Here is a 2,353-nt window from a genome sequence, read left to right as displayed (position 1 = left end):
GTGGTGAGGCAATACTCCGGTTCCGGCCTGCCGTCCGCGCTCTGCTCCTGGGATGGCCGGGACGCCTCCGGCCGGCCCTGCCCGGGCGGGACGTACACGCTTGCCCTGGAAGCCGTGCGGGGCGTGGACACGGGGAAAGGCCAGTACAACCTGACCTGCATGGCTTCGGCCCAGGTGGTGTTGGACGGGCGGGTGATGGAGGCGTCGCTGGACCCCACCCGCGTGGTGGAGGGCGAGCAGGTGACGGTGTCTGCCCGCGCGCGTGACTGGTCGGGCAGCGCCGGATCGTTTGCCGATGCCCGGGCCCTTCCTTCCTGGGGAGGCGAGGTGGTGCTTTCCGGGACGGCATCCGACCGTTCCGCGGCCCTGGCGGTGCCTGCAGGCACGGCGGGGAACCGCACAGTCGAGGTGCGCGGCACGCTGGTCCAGAGCGGCCTTCCCAACGTGACCGTATCGAGGGTGCTCCAACTGACGGTCGACCCCGAGTTGCGGTCGCTGTCCGCGGCGCCTGCCACGGGGCAGGCAGTGGCGGGGGCCGTGCTTTACGTCACCGCCACCACGAAAGGCGACGTTCTGCAGGGTCCCACCGCGGAGGGCTGGAGCCAGTCGGTGCCCATGCAGCAGACCGGTGGGGGAAGCGGCTGGGAGAAGACCTGGAAGGCCGTGCTTTCGGTGCCCGGGAATGCGGCCCAGGGTCCCGCCCAGGTGGTGGTGAAAGCGCAGTTGGGCCAGCAGGGCGCGCAACCCAAGTGGTTCGAGGCCCGGTTCAGCGTGGCAGTGGTGCGCGAGTACGTGGACCTCAACGTGCCGGGGTCCTTTGCCCCGGTCCGCGGCGAAAGCCTGGCGGTGCGGTGCTCCTCCGCCGGGGTGACCCACCCGGTGAGCTGGAGCCTGCGCGTGGAGAATTCCTCCGGCCAGGTCGTGCGGCAGTTCTCCGGCACGGGCCAGCCCGACCCGCTGTGTGTCTGGGACGGCAGGGACGCGTCGGGCGGCGTGGTCTCCCCCGGAAACTACGTGCTGCGGTTGGACTACGTACGGCGGGTGGACACCGGTGCTGGCAATCCGCCCTACACGCTGTACCTGAGCGACACCGCCACCGTGATCGTGGACGGAAGGCAGCTGCTGAATGCCTGGGTTGAAGTCAACCCGACGGTTGCCGGAGCGCCGCTGTGGGTGGACGCGAGTTACACCGGCCAGTTCGTGTCGGGACGGGCCGAGGGCAACTGGGGCAAGTCGGCGGCGATGGGTGAAGTCTCCCCGGGCCGGGCATGCGGCTGTCTGGAGGTGCCGCAGTCCCTGACGCCGGGCAGCCGGACCGTTACCGTCCGCGTGACCCTGCGGCAGAGCGGCCTGTCCGACCTCGAACTGAGCCGCGTGGTGCCGGTGGAAGTGGTGAGGGAAGAGGTGACGGTGGCCGTGCCTGCCGAGGTGGCTCCGCGGGCCGGGGAGTGGCTGCTGGTGACGGCGGCCTACAGGGGCTACACCACGCCCTACCGCTACCGGATGGACGTCGAGTCCGAAGCGGGCGGGTGGGTGCGCGTGTGGTCCGTGGAGGGACCCGGGCTGCCTTCGACCTTGCCGCCCTGGGACGGCAAGCTCTCCGACGGCCGGTGGGCTGACCCGGGCGCGTACAGGGTAAAGCTGGAGGTGCAGCTTGACGCAAACGTGGGTCCCGGCAGGCCGCCTTACCGGCTGGTGCTTTCGGGAAGCTGCCCGTTTGAAGTGTTGGGGGTGGAGACGCATCCCGGGGACGCTCCGCTGGTGGTGCGGATAATCAGGTAGGCGGGAAGAACGGCAGGGGGAGGGGTGATCCCTCCCCCATCTTTTTTCGGGGGAGGGAGGCCGGTGCGGCGGCTGCGGCGTGAAGAGGGGTACGCGCTGGTGTGGGCGAGCGTGGCGGTGCTTGTGATGGTGCTGGCGCTTGCGGGGGCCGTCGAAGTGGCCCGCATGCACGGGCTGGCCTCCAGCGTCCAAGCGGCGGTGGATGCCGCCGCCCTCTCCGGCGCGCTCTCCGGCCGGCTGGAAGAGGACAGGGACCCCTACGGCAGGGTGGTCGAACGGAGGCTGGTGCTCGATGAGGCGGCCGTGCGCGCGGCGGCCGAAGAGGCCCTGCGGCGCAACGTGGAGAGCATCCGCCGCCCGGATGGCTACCCCAACCTCGCCTCCTGGTCGGTGAGCCTTGACCGGGCGAAAGCCGTGGTAGGGGTGGAAGCCAGGGTGGAGGAGCGCAGCCAGTTCCCGTTTTGGGGAGGGCTGTGGGCGGTGTCCCGGTACGGAGAGGCGCAGGCGGGAGCGGTGGCCACCAGGCTGCTGGTCAGCCCCGAAGTGGTACACGTGGAGCCCGGCCAGACCG

The 2,353-nt window shown here is 70.8% G+C and carries 2 protein-coding genes; both read left to right on the top strand.

Features of this window, described 5'->3' with window-relative positions; genetic code table 11:
• The coding region (locus AB1609_21465) for a hypothetical protein (GenBank protein MEW6049005.1) at nt 1-1,782 on the top strand (1,782 nt) is incomplete at its 5' end.
• 63 nt (nt 1,783-1,845) lie between these two features.
• Nucleotides 1,846-2,353, top strand: a 508-nt coding sequence (locus AB1609_21460) for a hypothetical protein (GenBank protein ID MEW6049004.1), incomplete at its 3' end; no start/stop codon positions are given.

Source organism: Bacillota bacterium, assembly GCA_040754675.1.
In the GTDB taxonomy this organism is placed as follows: Bacteria; Bacillota; Limnochordia; order Limnochordales; family Geochordaceae; genus Geochorda.
Note: the sequence above shows the minus strand (reverse complement) of the source record. Positions and strands in the feature narration are given on the sequence as shown.